A 14,509-nucleotide genomic window follows, 5' to 3' on the forward strand; every position below is an offset into this window, starting at 1 on the left:
CCCAGCCGATGCGCCGGCGCCACCGGATACCGCCGCGCCGGGGAGGGTGACGTGGATCGCAGCCGGCTCATGGTGCGGCGCCGTGGCTGGCGGGCAGGGCGCGCACCCAGGCGGCGACATCGGCGATCAGGGCCGGGTCGACGTGGCCGGGCGTGGCGTACTCGGCCGGTCCGGGGGCGCCGCTGCCGGCGATGCCCAGGTGGTTCAGCGCGGCGTAGCGGTGCAGGGTGGCATGCGGATCGTCGGCCAGCGCCTGTTGCCACCGCTGCCAGTCCGGCGCGGTGACCTGGAAATCGCGCTCGCCCTGCAGCCACAGCACCGGCATCGGCCCGAGCGCGCGGACGTCGGCGACCGGATCGACCTGTTCGATCGCGCGCCAATAGGTGGCGGGTACGTCCAATGGCGAATCGCTGCGCGCGACCTCGCCACTGCCGCGGACCTTGGCCACGCGGCGCTCGAGCTCGGCCAGCGCCGCCTGCCGCTGCGGCGACGGTGGATGTTCCTGGCTCAGCAGGTAGCGGTTCTGGTCGATCAACAGGTCCAGCAGCGGTCGCGCCGGCGCCGCCCACAGCACGATGCCGGCGGTCTTGCCGGAACGGCGCGCGATGCGGGCGGCGAGCATGCCGCCCTGGCTGTGGCCCATGACCACGATGCGCGCAGGGTCGATGCCGGGCGTGCGCGCCAGCGCCGCCACCGCGGCGACGGCGTCGTCGGTGGTCTCGTCGTCCATGGTGAACCCCTGGTTGATGCGCCCGGCAAAGCTCTCTGGCAAGGCGAAGGTGCGCTTGTCGTAGCGCAGCACCGCGATGCCCTGCGCGGCGAGCCCGCGTGCAACGTCGAGGAACGGACGGTTCGGGCCGATGGTCTCGTCGCGGTCCTGCGGGCCCGAGCCGTGCACCAGGACCACCGCCGGGAACGGACCCTTGCCCACCGGCAGGGCCAGCGTGCCCGGCAGCGGACCGACCGCAAACGCCTGTTCGCGGAAGCCGGCGTCGGCGGCGGGCGGCGCCGGCGCCGGCGGCGGTGCGGGAGTGAACAGCAGGCCGGCGATCTTGCCGTCCGCGTCGATCGACACATGCGCCAGCAGTGCGCCGCGCTCGAACTGCAGGCGCTGTTCGATCACGCGCAGCCCGTGCTGCTCGCGTTCGCTGGCCGGGCCGCGCTGCTGCAGCGCGCCCAGTTGCGTGGACAGCGTGCGCCAGGCCTGGGCCAGCTTGTCGGGTGGCACCGCCTTGGCCATCGCCGGGGTGAACTCGGCCTCGACCGCGGCCAGGTCGCCGGCCTGCAGGCGATCCAGCAGCGCGCTGGCGGTCTGTTGCGGCGTCGCGGCCAGCACCGTGAGCGGCGCGAGCAGCGCCGTCAGTGCAAGCGCAAGAACCCGATGCGGGCGCATGTCAGAGCTCCCGCTTGAACAGCAGCAGCGGCTTGGTGCCCGGTAGTGCGACGACGTTGACCAGTTCCCAGCCGAGCTTGCCGTGCTTGTTCAGGTCGGCCTGCAGTTCGTCCAGTTTCAGCCCCAGCATCAAATTGGTCTTGGCCTCGACGGTGAGGTATTCCCAGCGCTTGCTCATGCTTCCGGTTCCTTGTCGTCACGCGGCTTGGGCAGCCGGCCCGCCTTGCGCAGCGCGTCGCGCAACACGTATTCGATCTGCGCGTTGAGGCTGCGCAGTTCGTCGTCGGCCCAGCGCTGCGCCGCCGCCAGCACGTCGGCGTTGATGCGCAGCGGATAGGCCTTCTTCTCGCTCATGACCGCTCCCGCCGCGCGGCGTCGCTGCGCCGCAGGTGCAGCAGCATCGACACGATCAGCGCGTTCACCGTCAGCAGCAGTGCGATCGCCACCGCGTAGACGCCGGCGCGCTGGCTGCCGGTCCGGTACAGCGCCGCCGCGCCGAGCAGGATCGCCAGGCCGATCAGCGCCCAGCGCAGGCCCAGCCCGCGCGCGCGCTCGTCGCCCTTGCCGCCGACCCAGGCGGCGATGACCAGGGCCGGCAGGCCGGAGAGGGCGAGCGCCAGCGGCGCGATGGCGGCGTGCATGGACATCGGCACCTCAGTACAGCGAGCCGGCGTTGACGATCGGCTGGGTGCCGCGGTCCGAGCACAGCACGGTCAGCAGGTTGCTGACCATGTGCGCCTTGCGCTCCTCGTCCAGTTCGACCACGCCGTTCTTCTGCAGTTCGGCCAGGGCCATCTCCACCATACCCACCGCGCCAGCGACGATGCGGGTGCGCGCGGCGATCACCGCGTTGGCCTGCTGACGCTGCAGCATCGCCTGGGCGATTTCCGGAGCGTAGGCTAGGTGGCTGATGCGCGCCTCGATCACGTCCACGCCGGCCTGGGTCAGGCGTTCGTCGAGGTGGCGCTTGAGCTGCTCGCTGATCTCGTTGGGGTGGCTGCGCAGCGAGATCTGCCCGTCCTCGTGCTGGTCGTAGGGATAGCTGGTGGCCATCGCGCGCAGCGCCGCCTCGGACTGGATGTGCACGAAGCTCTCGTAGTCGTCGACGTTGTAGACCGCCTCGGAGGCATCCATCACCTGCCACACGATCACCGCGGCGATCTCGATCGGGCTGCCGTCCAGTTCGTTGACCTTGAGCCGCCCGCTCTCGAAGTTGCGCACGCGCTGGCTGACCTTGCGCTTACTGAAGAAGGGGTTGTTCCAGCGCAGGCCCGGGTCCTTGACCGTGCCCACGTAGCGGCCGAACAGGCTCAGCACCGCGGCCTGGTTCGGTTCCAGCGCGTACAGGCCGACCACCAGGAACAGCGCGACGGTCAGCACCGGGATCGCGACCAGCAGGGTCCACGGCATCGCCGACGGCTGCAGCACGCCGGTGGCGATGATCGCGCCGGCGCCGGCCACGAACACCAAGACCAGGCCCACGATCATCGGAATGCCGGGCAGGGAGGAACGGGGCTGCTCTTTCATGGTGGACGTCCTTGGGTGGTTGGGCGGAAAGATATCAAATTGATATCAGGTTGCAAGAGGCGGGGAGTGGGGAATCGGGAATGGGGAATCGTGGGAGCGGGTTCATGAGGGCGGGCGGGTCTAGGGGAGCCGGCTACCCACCTGCGTGCGGCATCCGCTTTTGAGGATCGGTAGGGCGCTGAAGTCGCGAGGTATGAAGGGGCAGGTGCTGCGGCGGCAGCCCGGGTGTCGACTTGGCGGGCGTCGGCGGTGTGCATCCATCGGCCGCGTGCCGTCACGCCGGGGGCAGCAGACCCAGCGCTTTTACGATTCCCCAATCCCGATTCCCGATTCCCGGCCGCCGAGGCGGCCACTCACCCGCCGAGGATCAACACTGGCGAGCGGAAGCCGCTGAGGTGGTGGGTGCCGGTGGCGATGTCGCTGCGGTAGCGGCCGGGGATCTCGATCTGGCAGCGTTTGCCGATGCGCACGCCGGGGCCGATGTCGACCTGTCGGCCGAGCGTGGCCTGGGCGCCGATCTGCGCTTCGACACCGAGCGTCACGCCGGCCTCGATCCATGCCGAGGCGCCGACCTTGACCGCCGATTCCAGCACCGCCGCCGCGCCGATCCAGGCGTTGAAGCCGATGTCGCAGTGCGCATCGACGATGGCACCGGCGCCGATCGCGCAGTTCTCGCCGACGCGTGCGCTCGCGGCCACCTGCGCGCCGCGGCAGATCAGTGGCGGCATCCTGAAGCCGCGCGCCTTCAGTTCGCCCATCAGTTCCTGGCGGCGGAAGTTGAGGAACTGCGCGCCCCAGGCGACGAAGGCGGTGGCGCCGGTGTCGGCCAGTGCGTGCAGGGCATCCAGGTCGAAGCGGTAGTCCTTGCCCTGGGCCACGTCCACCGGGTGCAGCACGCACTCCGGCGCCGCCTCGGCCCAGGCCGCCAGCGCCCAGCGCAGCAGCGCACCGCTGCCGACCACGTACTTGTCAGAGGACATGGCGGCCCTCCATGACGTCCATGTACCAGCGTTCGATCTGCATGTTGGCGTGCTCGTAGTCGCCCAGCACCGCGCGCGGGGCGCCGGCACGCAGTCCCGACTGCACCTGTTCCATGATCTCGATGTCCTCGCGCAGCACCTTCTCGGCGCCGTGCAGGTGCCCCAGCAACACCGCGTCGGAACCCGGGTAGCGATGCTTCTTGCGCGCGGTGACGTAGTACACCAGCAGGTCGGTGCGCTGCGCCGACACCGGCTGGTGGTGCTCGATGATGAAGGAATAGCCGCCCGAGCCCGAGGCGATGTGCAGGTTCGGGTACAGCAGCCAGTTCAGATACCAGTCGTCGTTGCCGAAGCGTTCGACGTGCGCGTGCCAGGGGTAGTGCGCCATCGCCACCAACGGCTCGTTGAGCCCGCCGCTGCTGAAATCGCGCAGGCGCGCCAGATGCGCCTCGCGCGAGGCGCTGCCCTCGGCATGGTAGCGGCGCGCCTCGGCGACGCCGGCGTCGTCCATCTGCACCTGGAACTTCACCTGCTGCGCCAGCGTGCGCGCATGCACGAAGCGCGGGTGCAGCGCGTCGCGCAGGTTCTCGTAGGCCAGCTTCCAGTTGAAGTCGGCCTCGAAGGTCGCCACCAGCACTTCGTCGTCGAACTGTTCGGAAGCGGCGCGCAGCATCTCCAGCGCCTCCAGCGAGAACTGCGCCTCCAGCGGCATCGGCGCGGGCGACAGGTTCACGAACACCAGCTTGCCGATGCAGGCCACCGCGAAGCGGCGCAGCCGCAGGCAGGCGCGCGCCTCTGGAGCGAGGCGGTAGGCATCGTCCTGGAACGGGATGTTGTCCACGCCGCCGTCGGCGCCGTAGCGCCAGCCGTGGTAGCTGCAGACCAGCGGGCGCACGCCCTGCGGTTGCTGTTGCAGCGGGTTCTGCCGGTGCAGGCACAGGTTGTCGAAGGCGCGCAGTTCGCCGTCGATGTGCTGCACCACCACGTCCACCCCGCAGATCGAGCGGCGCACGAAGGCGTTGGGCTTGTCCAGCAGCATGCGCGGCGCCACGAACTGCCACAGCGGCTTCATCAGGAGCTCGCGCTCGCGCGCAAACCAGGCCTCGTCGATGTAGGCCTCGGCCGGCATCAGCGAGTGCATGGGCGCGCCTCGGCGGTGCGGCAGGGCGTGCCGTGGCGGTGTTCGGCGCTGTGTGCGTGCATGGCGACATCCCCAGTGACGTTGCGGAAGATAGCACCTCGCTGCGCACCGACGATGGCGTGGCCGGTCCTGTGCCGGGGTGGGGCACTGGCCCGGTAGAATACGGCTCCCCTCTTCGCGCAGGCGCCGCCATGGTCACTCTGGGAACCCCGCTGTCCGCTTCCGCCACCCGCGTGCTGCTGCTCGGCTCCGGCGAACTCGGTAAGGAAGTGGCGATCGAGCTGCAGCGCTTCGGCGTGGAGGTGATCGCGGTGGACCGCTATGCCGACGCCCCGGCGATGCAGGTCGCGCATCGCAGCCACGTGGTCGACATGCTCGATGCGATGGCGCTGCGCGAACTGATCGCGCGCGAGCAGCCGCACCTGATCGTGCCGGAGATCGAGGCGATCCACACCGAGACCCTGGTGGCGCTGGAGCGCGACCTCGGCCAGCGGGTGATCCCCACCGCGCGTGCGGCGCGGCTGACCATGGACCGCGAAGGCATCCGCCGCCTGGCCGCCGAGACCCTGGGCCTGCCGACCTCGCCGTACCGCTTCGTGGACACGCCCGAGCAGTACCGCGAGGCGATCGCCGCGGTCGGCCTGCCGTGCGTGGTCAAGCCGGTGATGTCGTCCTCCGGCAAGGGCCAGAGCACGCTGCGCAGCGCCGCCGATATCGACGCGGCGTGGGAGTACGCGCAGACCGGCGGCCGCGCCGGCGCCGGCCGCTGCATCGTCGAGGGTTTCATCGACTTCGAGTACGAGATCACCCTGCTGACCGTGCGCCACGCTGGCGGCACCGCGTTCTGCGATCCGATCGGGCACTGGCAGAAGGACGGCGATTACCGCGAGAGCTGGCAGCCGCAGCCGATGTCGGCGCTGGCCCTGCAACGCGCGCAGGACATCGCCCGCGCGGTCACCGACGATCTCGGTGGCTGGGGCCTGTTCGGCGTGGAGCTGTTCGTCAAGGGCGACGAGGTCTGGTTCAGCGAGGTGTCGCCGCGGCCGCACGACACCGGCCTGGTCACCCTGGTGTCGCAGGAACTGAGCGAGTTCGCCCTGCATGCGCGTGCGATCCTCGGCCTGCCGATTCCGGCGATCCGCCAGAACGGCCCGTCGGCCTCGTGCGCGCTGCTGGCCCACGGCGAAGGCGTGCCGCGCTTCGGCAACGTCGATGCCGCCCTGCAGGCCCCGGATACTGCCCTGCGTCTGTTCGGCAAGCCCAGCGTGCACGGCCACCGCCGCGTCGGCGTGACCCTGGCCCGTGGCGCAAGCATCGACGAAGCGCGGCAAACCGCCCGCGACGCCGCCGCGGCCCTCACCATCGACCTGGACGCATAAAACGGCGAGCGCTCGGAAAGCGGGGCCAAAGGGGACCCGCTTTCCCATTCCCCACTCCCGATTCCCCATTCCCGGCCCTCAAGCCGGCGGCGCAAACCGTGCCGCTGCCAGGCGGATGCTCCACACCAGTTCGACCATCGCCAGGTTGTTGAGCAGGGCCTCGCCGCCCAGTACCAGCCAGTAGCCGGCGCCGTCGACCCAGAGCGGCACGAACGACCAGTCCGGCAGCAATAACTGCGGCTCGCTGTAGAACGCCACGTAGCGGTGCGCGCCGTGCCAGCCGCGCGCGCTCTGGCGCTGGGCGAAGCCGGAGAAGTCGGCCGCGGCCACGCTCAGCGTCTCGGCCTGTTCCTGGTCCAGGCCGGCATGGCCCAGGCAGAAGCCACTGTCGGAGGCCAGCACCGCGCGGCGTTCGGCCGACAGCGGGGCGATCACGTGCTGGGCGAAATCGTCCAGGCGGATTTCCGGGCCCGGCACTGCGCGCCGCAGCAACTGCACCCATTGCTGTTCGCGCGCCTCCTGCAGCAGCCGCTGTGCGTCGCCGCCCACGCGCTGGCGCCACTCCTGCAGCGACAGCGCGCCGTGCGCGCCGAGCAGCAGTTGCAGCGCGCGCTGCAGGCGGTCGGGCGTGGCGCTGGCGAAGCCGTGCAGCACGCCGTGCGGGGTCGGCATCAGCCAGGTCGGTTCGGAGTTGGTCGGGTCGGGGGCGGTCATCGCGGCGCACTCGCACTGGAAAAGGACAGGGCGTCGACGTTGCGGCCACCCAGCGGCTCGCGCTGCTGCAGCCAGCGCGCGGTGCTGTCCCAGCGGTCGCCCAGGGCCAGCGCATGGCGGCGCAGTTCGCGCGTGGCGAGCATGAAGGCGAGCTTGTCCTGGCAACTGATGCAGTAGTCCAGGAACTCGCGCTCGCAGCGCGCCGCGGCGATCGGTGCGCCGTCGCACAGCGCGTCCACCACCTCGCGCACCATCCGCCGCGAATGGTCCGGGCTGGCCCGGCGCACCCGCGCCGGCACGTCGGCGGACGGCCGCGCCAGCACGCTCCAGCGCGTGGCCAGGGCGTTGATCGGCAGCAGCGCGTGGCCCTGGCTGTGGCGCTGGAAGGTCTCGGCCACGTGCGGCGCCAGATGCGCCGCGGCCATCTGCAGCGCCAGCTGGCGCAAGGCGACGTCGTGCCGCGGCAAGGCCACGAACAGGTCGGCCAGCACGCCCTGGGTCGGTTCGTTGTCGTGCAGTTGCAGTGCCGCGTGCAGCCGCGCCAGGTGCGCGGCGGCGTCGCGCGGGTCGCGCAGCAGGGCGCGGGCATGGGTGCGCATCACCAGGCGTGCGGGATCGCGAGCGGGAAGCGTGGGCATGGGCGCCTCAGTCCAGCAAGGTGTCGATCAGGTCGATCATGAATTCGGCGTCCTCCGTGGCCATCGCCTCGAAGCCGCGTTCCAGGCCCAGCGCGTCGAGCACCGCCTGGTCGTCGCGATGCGCGGCATCGCCGAGCGCCAGCAGGGCATCGCGCAGCGCCGGCAGTTGCGGGCCCAGGCGCGGATGCGCCAGCAGCACGTGGCCGATGTCGCACAGCGCGCTTTCCACCAGCGGGCGCAATCGCGCGCGGGTCAGGCGCGACAGGCCGTGGTAGGCGGTGGCCAGGAACAGGCCGGCATCGGCTTCGCCTTCCAGCAGCAGCCGTGCCACCGCGGCGTAGCTGCTGGCCGGGCGCCAGGCGATGCGTTCCGGCTCCAGGTCGGCCGGTTCCAGCAGGCGCAGGCCGATCAGGCGTACGTCGTGGTTGGCGGTCAGCGCGATGCGGCAGCCGTAGGGCAGGTCTTCCACGCAGCGTGCCGGCGCCTCGGCCGCGGTCGCGATCACCACCTCGTCGGCGTGCCCGCGCGGCCTGACCAGCGGCAGGTAGCCGCGGTCGCGGATCAACGCGCTGGCGTCGAACGGGCTGGCGTACACCAGGTCGACGACGCTCTCGTCCAGCAATTGCCGCTGTTCGGCGGCATCGGCCGGCATCAGCAGGCGCAGGCCGATGCCGGCGCGGCGTTGCAGCACCGTGCTGAGCAGGTACCAGCCGCCGAAGTATTCGGGCGCGAAGTCCGGCGCGACCAGGAACGTGCAGCTCATGCCAGCGGCTCCGCGCGTTCGTCCTGCAGCCATTGCGCGTACAGCGGCTGCAACGCGTCGATGCGCCGCCGCGACGGCTTGCGCCGCACCGAGGTGAAGCCGACCACGCGGCCGTCGCGGACGTTCGGCAACGCGGTGGCGTAGACCCAGTAGCAGGCGCCGTCGCGGCGCAGGTTCTTGACGTAGCCGTGCCACTTCTCGCCGGCCAGCACGGTGTCCCAGAGTTCGCGGAATGCGCGCCGCGGCATCTCCGGGTGGCGCAGGATGCAGTGCGGCGCGCCGATCAGCAGTTCGCGCGGCCAGCCGCTGAGTTCGACGAAGGCGTCGTTGGCGTGGGTGATGATGCCGTCCAGGTCGGTGCGCGAGACGATCAGGCGCCCGTCCGGATAGGCCACCTCGCGTTCGCTCCAGTACACCGTGCGGCGGCTGCCGTCGTGGTAGCGCAGCTCGGCGCTGCGGTGCGGCTCGTGCGGCGCTTGCATCGGCGGCAGCGGCATGGCGGCGCCCCTACAGGATCTGTTGCAGCGCCTGCGCGGCGCGCTTGATGTCCAGGAACACCAGGCCGAGCTTGGCGCTGGGCTTGGCCAGCACGGTGAGCACCGCCTCTCGGCCGGCCGCACTCATGATCACGTAGCCGAGTTCGCCCTGGATCAGCACCCGCTCCAGCGCGCCGCGCGCCAGTTCGCGCGCGCTGCGCTCGCCCAGCGCGAGCAGCGCCGCGGACATCGCGCCGACCCGGTCCTCGTCCATGCCCTGCGGCATCGCCGAGGCGATCATCAGCCCGTCCAGTGAGATCAGCGCCGAGGCCTCGATATCGGCGGTGGCGCCATTGAGGCCTTCCAGCGCCTGTTGCAACTGTTGCGTTCGCATGCTCGCCATCCGCTTGCGCATCCCGACCGGGTGCGGGAGGCATTGGACCGCGTCGGCGCAGTCTTGCCCTTGATCTGGATCAAGGCCGATGGCGATGCCCGGCGCAGGCGCTGCGCAGGAGGGGCGATCCGATGGGCGGCACCGCTGCCGCGAACGCGTCAGGCCCTGCTCACACCGGCGCCGCGTCGCGGCCGGCGGTCAACGCGGCCGCGCGGGTGCAGGCCGCTCGCCAGGCGCTTGGCGCGCCGGCCAGGCAAGCAAAAGGCGGCCGCCAGGCCGCCTGTGGGGGGGGCTGCTAGGCGGCGCCATGCTGCGCGCCGCCCCGGTCCTCCTGCGCTTACGGCCCCGCGGCGACGTCGACCCAGACCAGACGGTGGTCGCTGCCGTCGGCGATGGCGGCGGAGGCGTCATTGGAGGCCGGCCAGAACACGCCGCTGTCCAGGTAGCGGAAGTTGCGCGACGGCAACACGTAGTCCAGGCGCATGGTGCCGGCCTTGGGGCCGAAATCGCCGGTGACCTGCTGCGGTGGGCCGCGATGGTCGATGCCGGTGGCCGCGTAGGCGCGCGTGGTCTCCTCGCCGCCAGCGCTGTGCGGGGTGGGGTATTGCAGGACGCGCGGATGCGTCACCAGCGCGCGGATCGCGTCGTGGTGGCCGTCGCCGTCGATCACGTCGTTGTTGAGGTCGCCGAGCATCACGAACTGCGCGTCGGCGGCCAGTCCGCCGCAGCGGCCGGCGTCGTCGCACAGCCAGCGCGCCTTGCCGCTGCCGGCATCGTCCAGGTACTCGCGCCACAGCCGCAGTTCGTCGTGGTTGCGTGCGGCGTTGCGCTTCTCCGCGCCGTCGAACACCGGCGGGGTCGGGTGCGACACCAGCGCATGCAGCACGCCCAGCGGGGTACGCACCGGCACGTCCCAGTGCGACTTGGACGACAGCCGCAGCTGCGCCCACACCGCGTCGCTGTGGAAGAAGCGGCCGGTGGCCGGATCGACCGGGCGCAGCGCGTCGGGCATCGCGCTCCATTTCAGCAGGCGGAAGCTGCGCACCGCCGCGGTGTCGATCGGGTACTTCGACAGCAGCAGCATGCCGTACTGGCCGGGATGCAGGCCGTAGCCCCAGGCGTCGTTGCCGCGCGCGCGGCCTTCGCCGCCGACATGGCCGTCGTTGTCCAGGTCCAGGCCGCTGGGCACGCCGGTGTTGACCGGGGCCAGGTAGCGGTAGGGATAGCGCAGCGCAGCGCCGCCGTGCGGTTGCGGCACCGCGAGGTAGCGCTGCTCGAACAGGTCGGCGGCGCGGTGCGCCTCGTCGTAGTCGAACTCGTTGAGCAGCACGATGTCCGGGCGCACCTGCTGCAGCACCGCGGCGATCTTGCGCGCCTGCGCGCTGTCGCCCTGCAGGGCGGCGATCAGTGCGCCGGGTTCGTCGGCATTGAGCGAGGTGTTGTAGGTGGCCAGGCGCAGCGTCCTGGCGGCGGGCGCGGCGGCGTCGGTCATCGGGGAGGACGTGGGAGCGGTGTGCGCGCAGGCGCCGCACAGCAGGGTCAGGGCGAGCAGGAGGAGGCGTGATGTCATGCGCCGATTTTCGCATGCGCGGCATGTCGGCACGATGGCGCCGCGACGTGCGGCGGCATCGGCTGGGCAGCCCGGTAGCGGTTGCCGTCGGCTAGCCGCCGAGCTGGCGCAGATAGTCGTCGAAGTCGCGCCAGTGGCGGCCGTCGTAGGCCTGCAGCGGCCGGAAGCGGCGCTTGTAGTCCATCTTCTGATGGCCGCGGATCCAGTAGCCCAGATACAGGTGGCGCAGGCCCTCGCGTCGCGCCCAGGCGATCTGCTGCAGGATCGCCAGGGTGCCCAGGCCGCGCGCGCCGGCGTCCGGGTCGTAGAAGGTGTAGACCGCCGACAGCGCCTGCGCGGCGATATCGGTGACCGCTACCGCCAGCAGCGGCCCACGCCGTCCGTCCGGCAGGCGTTGCCGCAGCTCCAGGAAGCGCCCATGCGACCAGCGGCCGATCAGGAACTGGTCGAACTCGTGCGCGCCGTGATCGTCCATGCCTCCGCCGGGATGGCGGTGGCGCAGGTAGCGCTGGTACAGCGCCAGCTGTTCCTCGCTGCGCTCGGCGGCGACGATGCGGACTTCGACATCGGTATTGCGCGCCAGGCAGCGGCGCTGGCTGCGATCGGGCACGAACTCGTCGATCGGGATGCGCACCGCAACGCAGGCGCGGCAATGGTCGCAGTGCGGGCGATAGACCAGATCGCCGGAGCGGCGGAAGCCCCAGCTCAGCGCCAGCGGATACAGCGCGCCCAGGCGTGGATCGTGCGGGTCCAGCACCAGGTCGCGGGCCTGCCGCTCGGGCCAGTAGCCGCACGCGTGCTGGCCGGTCTGGAACAGCCGCAGGTCGTCGCTGGCGTCGGAATGGATGGCCATGCGTCGAGCATAGCGCTTCGCCATCGCAGTGGCCGCGACTGTCCCGTCGATGAATGCGCCCGGCGGCGGGTCAACCGCGGCGGCGACGGGGCGTTGTCAGCAGGGAAGGCGCCGCGGTGCCGGCCCGCGATGCGGGCCGCTTGCGGCGCCGGACGCCTGCCGTTCTCGGCAGGTTCCTCATCATCCTCAGGGAGTGACCCATGAAGTCTCGCAACCCGCTGCTCGCCCTGGCCGTGCTGGCCGTGCTGTCCGGTACCGCCTACGCCGTTCCCCCGCCGCCGGCCGATCCCGCCGCGCCCGCCGATGCCGGCGGCATCGCCGCGCTCGACAAGAACGGCGACGGCGTCATCGACCGCAGCGAGGCCGCCGCCGATCCGCGCCTGGCCCAGCATTTCGACGCCATGGACAAGAACCACGATGGCAAGCTCAGCCGCGACGAGTGGCCGCGTCACGGCCGTCACGGTGGCCCGGGCGACCACGGCGTGCCCGGCGCGATGATGGCCAAGCTGGACACCAACAAGGACGGCCGCATCAGCCGCGCCGAAGCGCAGGCCGATCCCAAGCTCGCCGCGCGCTTCGACAAGATGGACGTGAACAAGGACGGCTACATCGACCGTGCCGACTTCGAACTGCGCGCCAAGCAGCATCGCGATGCCTGGTTCACCGCGGCCGACACCAACAAGGACGGCATGCTCAGCCGCGCCGAGTTCGATGCGGCGCAGGCCAAGCGCTGGGCGCATCGCCCGGGCGGGCAGCGCGGCGGCGATGCGCCGGCACCGATGCCTGCGCCCGACAGCAACTGAGCCATCCGCCGCGGCGGTGGCCGCGGCGTCACTGCACAAAGGCGCCGATCGACAGCGCCCCTGCGCCCCTCGCGCAGGGGCGTTTTTTTGTGTGGAAGGAAACCTGCTTCCTTGCGTCGCGCCGTCATGCACCGGAGGCGATCATCGGCTAGCTGTCAACATCATGGGCGACATCGCGCAGGCGTCGCCTTGCGCTTGGCGCGACTCAGTTGCCGCGGGGTGCCGGCTGCACGCGCACGCGCACTTCGTCGCTGCCGGTGTCCTGCGCCGGGGGCGTGGCCGATTGCGTCGCGGGTGCCTGTGCTGGTGCGGTGGTCGGCGCGCGGTTGTCGCGATGGCGCAGCACGGTGATCAGCGCCACCGCACCGATCGCCAGCAGCAGGGCGATGCGGATGCGCCAGGCCCAGCGCTTGCCGCCGTCCGCTTCCACCTGCGAGCGGAACGCGTTCAAGTAGGGCGCACGGCCCTGTTCCGGATCGCGGCGGGTGCTGTCGAGCAGGCCGGCGTCGCGCAGCAGTTCGCGTGCGCGCGGCTGGTCGTCGGCGTGCACCACCCACACCGTGGGCTGGGCCTGCGCCGCGACCGGGTCGAGATAGCTGAACTGGCCGCTGCGCCGGGTCCGGTAGGAGCGGCCGTTGCTCAGGCGCACGTCGATGCCGGCGTCGCGCAGCAGGGCGGCGACGCCTTCGGCGGTTTCCACGCGTTGGCTGCTGAAGATCTGACGCATGTTCGTGTCCTCAGCGTTTTGCCGGCACCTGCGCCGCGGCGTCGGCGTCGGGCACCACGCGGATCAGGCCTTCTTGCGCGGTGCTGGCGACCAGGGTGCCGTCGCGGGTGAAGAACTGCCCGCGCGCCAGGCCGCGCGCGCCCTGCGCACTGGGGCTGTCCAGCGAGTACAGCAGCCAGTCGTCGGCGCGGAACGGGCGGTGGAACCATAGCGCGTGGTCGAGCGAGGCCATCTGCACGTTCGGCGTGTAGTAACTGATGCCGTGCGGGAAGGTGGCGGTGCCGAGCAGGTGGAAGTCCGAGGCGTAGGCGAGCAGCGCCTGGTGCAGTTCCGGCGCATCGCCGACCGGCTCGCTCAGGCGCAGCCACATCTGCTGGAACGGCGGACGCTTGGGTGGATTCAGTTCGTCGCGCGGATACACGTGGCGGAACTCGAACGGGCCGCCGCGCGAGAGCCAGCGCTGCACCTTGGTCGGCAGCGTCGCCAGCACGTCCGGGCGCGCCGCCGGAGTCGGCTCGATGTCTTCCGGCTGCGGCACTTCCGGCATCTTCAGCTGGTGCGTGGCGCCGTCCTCCTGTTCCTGGAACGAGGCCGCGCAGAAGAAGATCACCTTGCCGTGCTGGATCGCGGTGACTCGGCGCACCGAGAAGCTGCCGCCGTCGCGGGTGCGGTCCACGTCGTAGACGATGGGATGCTCGATGTCGCCGGCGCGCAGGAAGTAGGCGTGCAGCGAATGCACGCGGCGCGCGTTCTCCACCGTGGCCTGCGCCGCCGATAGCGCCTGGCCCAGCACCTGGCCGCCGAACACGTACTTGGTGCCGATGTCGCGGCTCTGGCCGCGGAACAGGTTGTCCTCCAGCCGCTCCAGCGACAGCAGCTCGATCAGTTCGGAGACGACGGGGGCGGGCTTGGCGGACAAGAGGCGGGGCCTGGCGACGGACGTGCGCCGATTATAGCGGGCCGTCCGCGCCCGCCCGCGTGCCCGCTCCGCTCAGCCCTTGCCCAGCCGCGCCACCAGCGCGCGCAGTGCGGCCTGGGTGTCCGGCGCCTGCCAGTCGTCGATCAGCCGCTCCAGCACGATGTGCTCGTCGGCCAGCGCCGCGCGCAGGTCGGCGCGGGCGATGGCACGGGTCTGCAGCATCGGCTGGCGC

Annotated in this window: 18 protein-coding genes and 1 pseudogene; 2 read left to right on the forward strand and 17 right to left on the reverse strand. The window is 71.3% G+C overall.

All coding sequences use genetic code 11. The annotated features are described in order from the left end of the window. Positions 1 to 67: 67 nt before the first annotated feature. The 7 genes from D588_RS0113395 to D588_RS0113425 all read right to left on the reverse strand — a co-directional run bounded on the left by D588_RS0113395 (position 68) and on the right by D588_RS0113425 (position 5,041). Positions 68 to 1,393 carry an alpha/beta fold hydrolase gene (locus tag D588_RS0113395; protein ID WP_026143689.1) on the reverse strand — a complete coding sequence of 442 codons (1,326 nt, stop codon included), beginning with the start codon at positions 1,391 to 1,393 and terminating at the stop codon, positions 68 to 70. 1 nt (position 1,394) lies between these two features. Next, the gene (locus tag D588_RS26685; RefSeq protein ID WP_017912401.1) at positions 1,395 to 1,571 is read right to left on the reverse strand and encodes a DUF4177 domain-containing protein; all 177 of its coding nucleotides are present in this window, start codon (positions 1,569 to 1,571) and stop codon (positions 1,395 to 1,397) included. Further along, on the reverse strand, positions 1,568 to 1,747 hold the full coding sequence (locus D588_RS0113405) for a hypothetical protein (protein WP_010341193.1): 180 nt from the start codon (positions 1,745 to 1,747) through the stop codon (positions 1,568 to 1,570). Before D588_RS0113405 ends, D588_RS26685 begins: the two co-directional genes overlap by 4 nt. Continuing rightward, positions 1,744 to 2,034 (reverse strand): hypothetical protein, encoded by a 291-nt coding sequence (locus D588_RS0113410; protein WP_017916345.1) that lies wholly within the window; start codon positions 2,032 to 2,034, stop codon positions 1,744 to 1,746. The genes D588_RS0113405 and D588_RS0113410 overlap by 4 nt, the downstream gene beginning before the upstream one ends. 13 nt (positions 2,035 to 2,047) lie before the next feature. Beyond that, complete coding sequence (locus D588_RS0113415) at positions 2,048 to 2,920, reverse strand: SPFH domain-containing protein (RefSeq protein ID WP_026143690.1); 873 nt, start codon at positions 2,918 to 2,920, stop codon at positions 2,048 to 2,050. A 353-nt stretch (positions 2,921 to 3,273) separates the two neighbouring features. Beyond that, positions 3,274 to 3,900 (reverse strand): DapH/DapD/GlmU-related protein, encoded by a 627-nt coding sequence (locus D588_RS0113420; RefSeq protein ID WP_017916346.1) that lies wholly within the window; start codon positions 3,898 to 3,900, stop codon positions 3,274 to 3,276. After that, positions 3,890 to 5,041, reverse strand: coding sequence for a Rieske 2Fe-2S domain-containing protein (locus D588_RS0113425; RefSeq protein ID WP_017916347.1), 1,152 nt, complete (start codon positions 5,039 to 5,041; stop codon positions 3,890 to 3,892). Before D588_RS0113425 ends, D588_RS0113420 begins: the two co-directional genes overlap by 11 nt. 191 nt (positions 5,042 to 5,232) lie before the next feature. Here D588_RS0113425 and purT point away from each other — a divergent pair, with 191 nt between their 5' ends. After that, a complete protein-coding gene (gene purT, locus D588_RS0113430) occupies positions 5,233 to 6,420 on the forward strand; it encodes a formate-dependent phosphoribosylglycinamide formyltransferase (RefSeq protein ID WP_017916348.1) in 1,188 nt (395 codons plus the stop codon). A gap of 78 nt (positions 6,421 to 6,498) precedes the next feature. Here purT and D588_RS0113435 read toward each other — a convergent pair whose 3' ends face one another. The 7 genes from D588_RS0113435 to D588_RS0113465 all read right to left on the reverse strand — a co-directional run bounded on the left by D588_RS0113435 (position 6,499) and on the right by D588_RS0113465 (position 11,828). Continuing rightward, entirely contained in the window at positions 6,499 to 7,134 is a 636-nt protein-coding gene (locus D588_RS0113435) for a hypothetical protein (RefSeq protein ID WP_017916349.1), read from the reverse strand. Then, complete coding sequence (locus D588_RS0113440; protein WP_223875685.1) at positions 7,131 to 7,772, reverse strand: hypothetical protein; 642 nt, start codon at positions 7,770 to 7,772, stop codon at positions 7,131 to 7,133. Before D588_RS0113440 ends, D588_RS0113435 begins: the two co-directional genes overlap by 4 nt. Positions 7,773 to 7,779: 7 nt before the next feature. Beyond that, positions 7,780 to 8,535, reverse strand: a complete 756-nt coding sequence (locus D588_RS0113445) for a PhnD/SsuA/transferrin family substrate-binding protein (protein WP_017916350.1) — start codon at positions 8,533 to 8,535, stop codon at positions 7,780 to 7,782. Beyond that, entirely contained in the window at positions 8,532 to 9,017 is a 486-nt protein-coding gene (locus D588_RS0113450) for a PAS domain-containing protein (RefSeq protein WP_232764299.1), read from the reverse strand. Before D588_RS0113450 ends, D588_RS0113445 begins: the two co-directional genes overlap by 4 nt. Before the next feature lie 25 nt (positions 9,018 to 9,042). Next, positions 9,043 to 9,426, reverse strand: a complete 384-nt coding sequence (locus tag D588_RS0113455) for a roadblock/LC7 domain-containing protein (RefSeq protein WP_017909884.1) — start codon at positions 9,424 to 9,426, stop codon at positions 9,043 to 9,045. Between the two features lie 316 nt (positions 9,427 to 9,742). Further along, on the reverse strand, positions 9,743 to 10,975 hold the full coding sequence (locus D588_RS0113460; protein ID WP_026143692.1) for an endonuclease/exonuclease/phosphatase family protein: 1,233 nt from the start codon (positions 10,973 to 10,975) through the stop codon (positions 9,743 to 9,745). 91 nt (positions 10,976 to 11,066) lie between these two features. Further along, the gene (locus tag D588_RS0113465; RefSeq protein ID WP_017916353.1) at positions 11,067 to 11,828 is read right to left on the reverse strand and encodes an arginyltransferase; all 762 of its coding nucleotides are present in this window, start codon (positions 11,826 to 11,828) and stop codon (positions 11,067 to 11,069) included. Between the two features lie 200 nt (positions 11,829 to 12,028). Here D588_RS0113465 and D588_RS0113470 point away from each other — a divergent pair, with 200 nt between their 5' ends. After that, positions 12,029 to 12,631, forward strand: a complete 603-nt coding sequence (locus D588_RS0113470; protein WP_017916354.1) for an EF-hand domain-containing protein — start codon at positions 12,029 to 12,031, stop codon at positions 12,629 to 12,631. 205 nt (positions 12,632 to 12,836) lie between these two features. On the opposite strand, the gene D588_RS0113475 is transcribed toward D588_RS0113470, so the two are convergent. The 3 genes and pseudogenes from D588_RS0113475 to D588_RS26690 all read right to left on the reverse strand — a co-directional run. Then, positions 12,837 to 13,358: a DUF2007 domain-containing protein gene (locus D588_RS0113475; protein ID WP_017916355.1), complete on the reverse strand. Its 522-nt coding sequence runs from the start codon at positions 13,356 to 13,358 to the stop codon at positions 12,837 to 12,839. A gap of 10 nt (positions 13,359 to 13,368) precedes the next feature. Further along, entirely contained in the window at positions 13,369 to 14,277 is a 909-nt protein-coding gene (tesB, locus tag D588_RS0113480) for an acyl-CoA thioesterase II (RefSeq protein ID WP_017908864.1), read from the reverse strand. 72 nt (positions 14,278 to 14,349) lie between these two features. After that, positions 14,350 to 14,509, reverse strand: a pseudogene (locus D588_RS26690) (enoyl-CoA hydratase/isomerase family protein); the annotation flags it as partial.

This window comes from Xanthomonas sp. SHU 308 (assembly GCF_000364645.1).
GTDB lineage: Bacteria > Pseudomonadota > Gammaproteobacteria > Xanthomonadales > Xanthomonadaceae > Xanthomonas_A > Xanthomonas_A sontii.